The sequence below is a fragment of the Bacillus sp. ISL-75 genome (assembly GCF_018613095.1).
Map to the genome: position 1 here is coordinate 1 of NZ_JAGGQX010000088.1, position 6,073 is coordinate 6,073.

The following is a 6,073-nucleotide window of genomic DNA, read 5'->3' on the forward strand; positions in this document are numbered from 1 at the left end:
ATGTTATTGAAGTAACGGGCAGGATAGTTGAATAAGAAGATGCATTTTATTTAGCAATAGAGGACAAATTATATATAAAGTTAATACCGAAAGGACTTATAAAATGGTTAAAGTGGTTTTTTTGGTCTATATTTATTATTCCTTGGATTTCTTTGATCTTTTTAGACCGTTTAGCAATTCGAAGATATATGCCTGTTGCTCTATTTGCCACAGTGCTCAACACAATATTGGCACAAATGGCTTGGTCATATAACTGGTGGAAATTTAAAGAGACTCTTTTTAGCTGGGACAAAATAGCACCATTATTTACTGTATATGGCATATTCTTGGTAGGTACAATATGGATATTTTATTTTACATTTCGTAAATTTCGGATATTATATTATTGTTAATTTAATAATCGATCTCTTCTACGGGATGGGTCTTACTAAAATGTTAAACAAGCTAGAGATAAGAGAAACTGGTAGTTTCTCTCCACTCAAAAATCTTTTGACAATGACAATACTAGCCGTCATTCTATATCTTTATCAGTTATGGCAGGAAGATATCTATGATAAGGAAAAAGTTAAGTGAGAGGTGATTTTTTTGAAATTTAAATTCATCCAAAAATTAAATGTTATGTACTATAGTGCCTTAGTTGGATTAGTTTTAACAACAATCTATACTGCGTTATTAATGGTTACCGTTAAACGGACTTCTAAAAGAGTAAAGTACATCTATCAGAACCAAAAAAATTGGAGGAAGGATTAAAGTACTAACCTATAATCTTTAAGTTAGTTTAAGCAATTAAGGAAAGAACCTTATTAAACTATAGGGTGCGTTTGTTGAATAAGACGTTAATTTATAAAAGCATGTATTATTTTATGTTGGGATGAATCTCAAAAATTTATATGTTGTTAGTGCAAAATATCGCCTAAAATCTATGATAAATAACTCCTAAAATGACAGGAGTTCAAAAAAAGAGTCATGAGAAGTTATTAAAACTTGACTCACAGCTGTTTTAACAAGAATATTCATAATCTTCTCCCTTACTCTTGAATATAAACACTTTCACCGATATAGGCATTTTGCTCTAGATTATTAATTATAAAATCTGCCAAGTTGACACGACGAATCTTACTTATAGCAGATTTGCCTTTGAAATCGCCGTGTTTATAAGGTGTCTTACCTTCTTCATAGGTGATCCATGAAGGCATAACGATCGTATAATCCAGCCCAGATTCACTTACCATTTTATTTTGTTTTGGCATATCGCCAAACCAGGGACTAAAAGGTATAAGTGCTAATCTTGTAAGAACACCTAATTTTTTACGTGCTTCAGGACTTGTTCCAAAAGCTGTTAAAAGCTCAAGACGTTTTATATGTTGATTTTTCATAGCTTGAATAATATTTGCAGTAGGCTCTGCAACCCCACCTGAACCTGCAAATACAATAATGACTGCATCGCTATTTGCTAAAGCCAGTTCAATATCAGATATATCATCATAATCTACTGCAATATGTTTTACTAACGGGTGAGTGCTTAACGTTTTACCTCTACGCATTGCTGCTACTACGTGATGTCCACGACTTATTGCTTCCTCCAAAACATACTTGCCGACCTTACCACTCGCTCCAAATATTGTAATTTTCATTGTTCTCTCCTTATTCTGTATGTTGAATTGTTTAATAAGTTCTAAAAAAGTCCTGTCTTATGACAGAACTTAGATTAGATGTTTATTTAAGATTTTTCGTAAAAAATTCTTCTAATTTATCAAATGGAATTTTTTTCATATTATCATATAACGTCGCATGCCATGCATCTGAGACAATTAATAATTCTTTTGGTTCTTTAGCTTTTTCATAAGCCACTTCACTTAAAGGCTTTGAGAATGCATGTTCTCCCGCAATAAATAAAGTTGGTCGTGGCGAAATTTCATCAATATAATTCATAACTGGTGTATTCATAAATGAAAATGGCATCGTCGCATTCCAGCTACCATTTGATAGAATTGAATTATCATGGAAGCCACGTGGTGTTCTATAGAATTCAAACGTTTCTTTGGTATCCATATCTGGATTTTCAGGAAGTTCTGCTGGTAATTGATCGGCCATTGGTGCGAATGTACCATTTTCTGCATCCGCCCAGCGTTGTTGACTTAATGACTCGAACAGTTGTGTACGTTGTTCTAATGGAAGACCACCCAAGCCTGCTGAGTTGTCATACATCGATACTGTTGCGATAGCTTTGACACGTTTATCCATAGAGACTGCATTAAGAGCAATTGAGCCCCATCCACATATACCAATCACACTGATACGTTCACGGTCAATATTGGATTGAAGTCCTATTCCATCAACGGCTGCCATAAAATCTTCAGTGTTGATGTCTGGTGCTGCAACATTACGGGGTGTCCCACCACTTTCACCCGTGTATGAACCGTCAAAAGCTAGTGCAGCGAATCCAAAAGATGCCATCTCATTGGCATAACGCCCAGATGCTTGTTCTTTAACAGCTCCGAATGGTCCACCGATTACAAGTGCAGGAAGTTTTTTGTCGTCTTCATCTTTTGGTAAATATAAGTCACCAGCTAATTCTATACCAAAACGGTTTGTAAAACGGATTTCTGTTCTTGTAACTTTTTCATTTAATTCAAATGTAAATTTTCGCATGTTTTTTTCTCCTTCTATTAGAAATTTAGTCCTGCCTTCCAACTTCTCCATTGAAAAACGGGCTACTTTTTGACCACCTATATATATTTTTAGCAGAAACGAATTCTTTCGCCACCATGACCACCATGTTTTTTAACCAGTCTACACATAGAAGAAATAATGCGCGCATATGTATTATATATTCTATGTGTATAATATAATAGGGAAACAGAATGTTTTCAATCGTCAATTTCGTTGAATCCACGCATTAACGCACGAATTAATTGGAATTGCGCATTAATTATTAAGAAAGTTTAGGAGGCTATGACAATGATTAAAGTCGATAGAAGGATACTTAAATCTCAAGATGCCATAAAAAACGCTTTTGTTGAACTCATGTCAGAAAAAGGGTTTGATAAAATTACGGTAAAGGATATTTGCATTGGAGCGAATGTGGGGAACAGAACGTTCTATCTTCATTACCTTGATAAATATGATTTATTGGATAAACTCATTGAAGGACATATGCAGGAGCTTAGAAAATTATGTGACCCTCTATCTGACATAAGCTTAAAAGAAGCTCATATTATTTGGTTTGAATACTTAGAAAATCATTATTTATTTTTTTCGACGATGTTAATAGGACAAGGAGCTTTTGCTTTTCGGAAACACTTCAAAGAATTGATCATCGAAGAATTAAAGCATGACGAAAATATCCTCAAAGGGAAAAACGAGGGGGTTAGTGAAGCCCTGATTCTTACCTTCCTTGGGTCAGCTATCGTAGGGGTAATTGAAACCTATCTCATGAAAGGAATTCCTGATCCGCTTGAAGTAGTAGCAGAACAACTGGGGATGTTATTAGAAAGAAATCTGTAGTTATAAGAGATTCTATATATTACAAATTCAAATGGTAAAAGTTTGTGAAATAATGTACTTAAAGTAACGGGCAGTTTAGTGGAAGAAGGAATTATGGTAAAATAAGGGTGATTTCTAATAAAAATCTAAGCTATATGACTGATTAGCAACCAGTCGTGATAATATTGATTATTAAAATCGACGGTTATTTCCATCAAGTTCTACTTACGGGTAAAAAGTGTTCCAAACAACAGTTAAAACAAAAGTATCTGCAAGCAAAAGAGTTAACTTATGAGATAAAAGACCTTCCTAATGTGTTTTGCGGGCTTCACAATTTTGAACAAATTACCTATGACACTGCGACTTAATGGTCGAGTTTGTTATTGATACTGATACAGATAGAATATATTCACCTTCTTATTAAACTAACGGGTGCAAGAGGTGAACTAGGAGTTGCGGCGGCAGCTCTTTTTCTTATTGAGCCAAAGGGCAGGTTAATTAAAGAAAGAATAATTAATTACAATATAGAAGTAGTTCAAATAAGTAAACCAAGTTCCGAAAAGGGGTTAATAAATGTTTAAGATTAATTTTCAAATAGAAGACTCGCCAACACTAAGAAGTTGGTTAACCGAAACAGACTTTGACCCAGCATTACATTTAAATGGATTTATAGATATAACCTATAGAAAAAATAACTTCTTTTTCAATTACTTACAAACACCTTTGAACGGAAGGATTCCTTTTGAATCCAAAATGAAGTATCTAATTGTTAATATAGTTAATGACTTGTTAAATTTTTTAGCAGAATCAAATAAACCTGGCTTGTATGAATTAGGTGATTTACCTAACATTTATAAACTTGTCGTGTTAAATGAAAATAACCAATTTCAATTATTTATGCACACATATGTTGAGGATGTTGAAGAAGATATAAAAGTACATTGGTATGACGGTAAGAATATTTTATATCAAGAAAATATGCCAATAAAGAGTAACTTTATTATTGATAAAGAGGAATTCTTAGATGGAGCGTTAAAATCAATCCAAGAGTTTTTCAATACTGTAACTGATAAATATCCTGAACTGAAATCTAATGAAGACTTTAAATTGTTAAAAAGAAAATATGATAAAGTAAGAAAAATCTAAAAAAATCAAAAAAGCTGTTAATAGCTTTTTCTGTGATTGTGAAATAATGTACTTAAACTATCGGGTGCAAGAGTTGAAGAAACAGCTGCCATAATGGTGGCTGTTTCTTATTGTGTTAACGGGGCAGGTTACTTGAAGAAGGATTGTTGATTCTATATGCCGAATTGTAGTAAATTTAAATGATAAAAATAGAGGTGCTTAATGGATATTTTGTATGATGATAAATATCATCTGCATATAGGTTATTACCAGGATAATTGTGAATATGAGTCGATAGCATTTAAAAGACAATCTGAGGATATATGGGATATATTCTTTGATTTTAAACTGTATGGGATTAATAATAATACCCCAGAAAACGAATTAACAATTGAACCATTTGGAACAAGAATTTTTTCCATTTACAAAAAAGAATTTGATTATGATATTGGAGTACACCAATTTAAGCAATGGTTATCCATTAATAAGATAATTTAAATTGAGTTAATATTGCTGCGTCGTTTTGTTGTTGTATTAACGGTCAGGATAGTCCAAGAAGAATAGGGCATATTAGTGTAACAAAAAATTGAGGGAATGGGAAAAATGAAAAAATATTATATCGCAGTGACGTATGAAGTTTGTGAACATAATAATCTTTATTTAGATATGAACGAATATAATATAGACGCTTCCGAGGATATGGAAAAACAAATAAGGAAATTGGCAAAAGTGGATGTTGCTCCCGTGGTTAAGGTTTATGAATCGGATACAAGTGACTTTAAAGAGTTTAGACTTTATAAAGAATATAAATTCAAGGAATATGAGTGTGGTTGTAATAGTAGTGAATATTAATATTATTCAACTGAAAGGTGCAATGCTTTAAGAAGGCATTGTTTTTTTGTTCAGCTAAACTGGCAGGTGTTTGAAGTAGAAAAGTGACAAACTAACAGGCATAAAATTCCTTAAAAGGAGTAAGAAAACCGTACGATTATGAAAATAGTGGCTATTGGGATTATGTTGGTTGTTGGCGGAAGTATCATTTTAGGGTGCTTCATTAAAGAAGCTTATAAAAATTATATAAATGAAAGTACAAAAACTAAAATTTTCTATTTCTTATGGGTGATTTTAGGTATCGTATTAGATTTAAGTAATGGATTAATTATTATTATTGGTCTTATTTTATTAGGAGTTCTTTTAATAATCTATTCTCCACTCTTAAACTACCATGAAAATTAACTTCTTTAACTCAGTGAAAAAAGGCAATACTAAAGAGGACGCAGCTCATTCATTTTTTAAAAAAGGGGAGAGCGCCAGATTCATTGATCTATGGTTTAAAAAGTGACTGGATTAAGATGCTTTAGGTTCTTCTAACGTAACGGTGTATCCTAAACTTTCGAGTCGTCTCAGTGAATGCCGAACGATAGATTGTTGTCTCTGCTTATCAAAGTAGTCTTCGCCTAAG

Annotated in this window: 8 protein-coding genes; 6 read left to right on the plus strand and 2 right to left on the minus strand. The window is 32.8% G+C overall.

All coding sequences use genetic code 11. The features are described 5' to 3' along the window. The first annotated feature begins 585 nt into the window (after positions 1 to 585). Complete coding sequence (locus J7E63_RS28115; RefSeq protein ID WP_214732136.1) at positions 586 to 750, plus strand: hypothetical protein; 165 nt, start codon at positions 586 to 588, stop codon at positions 748 to 750. A 278-nt stretch (positions 751 to 1,028) separates the two neighbouring features. Here J7E63_RS28115 and J7E63_RS28120 read toward each other — a convergent pair whose 3' ends face one another. Beyond that, complete coding sequence (locus J7E63_RS28120; RefSeq protein WP_215018498.1) at positions 1,029 to 1,634, minus strand: NAD(P)-dependent oxidoreductase; 606 nt, start codon at positions 1,632 to 1,634, stop codon at positions 1,029 to 1,031. A gap of 82 nt (positions 1,635 to 1,716) precedes the next feature. Next, a complete protein-coding gene (locus J7E63_RS28125) occupies positions 1,717 to 2,652 on the minus strand; it encodes an alpha/beta hydrolase (RefSeq protein ID WP_215018500.1) in 936 nt (311 codons plus the stop codon). 309 nt (positions 2,653 to 2,961) lie between these two features. Between J7E63_RS28125 and J7E63_RS28130 the strand changes: the two genes are divergently transcribed. From J7E63_RS28130 to J7E63_RS28150, 5 genes are all read left to right on the plus strand, one after another. Then, positions 2,962 to 3,507, plus strand: coding sequence for a TetR/AcrR family transcriptional regulator (locus tag J7E63_RS28130; protein ID WP_215018502.1), 546 nt, complete (start codon positions 2,962 to 2,964; stop codon positions 3,505 to 3,507). A gap of 552 nt (positions 3,508 to 4,059) precedes the next feature. Then, the gene (locus J7E63_RS28135; protein WP_215018505.1) at positions 4,060 to 4,632 is read left to right on the plus strand and encodes a hypothetical protein; all 573 of its coding nucleotides are present in this window, start codon (positions 4,060 to 4,062) and stop codon (positions 4,630 to 4,632) included. Between the two features lie 201 nt (positions 4,633 to 4,833). After that, the gene (locus J7E63_RS28140; RefSeq protein WP_215018507.1) at positions 4,834 to 5,109 is read left to right on the plus strand and encodes a DUF3986 family protein; all 276 of its coding nucleotides are present in this window, start codon (positions 4,834 to 4,836) and stop codon (positions 5,107 to 5,109) included. 105 nt (positions 5,110 to 5,214) lie between these two features. Then, positions 5,215 to 5,463: a hypothetical protein gene (locus tag J7E63_RS28145; protein WP_215018509.1), complete on the plus strand. Its 249-nt coding sequence runs from the start codon at positions 5,215 to 5,217 to the stop codon at positions 5,461 to 5,463. 138 nt (positions 5,464 to 5,601) lie between these two features. After that, positions 5,602 to 5,847, plus strand: coding sequence for a hypothetical protein (locus tag J7E63_RS28150; RefSeq protein WP_215018510.1), 246 nt, complete (start codon positions 5,602 to 5,604; stop codon positions 5,845 to 5,847). Positions 5,848 to 6,073 lie beyond the last annotated feature (226 nt).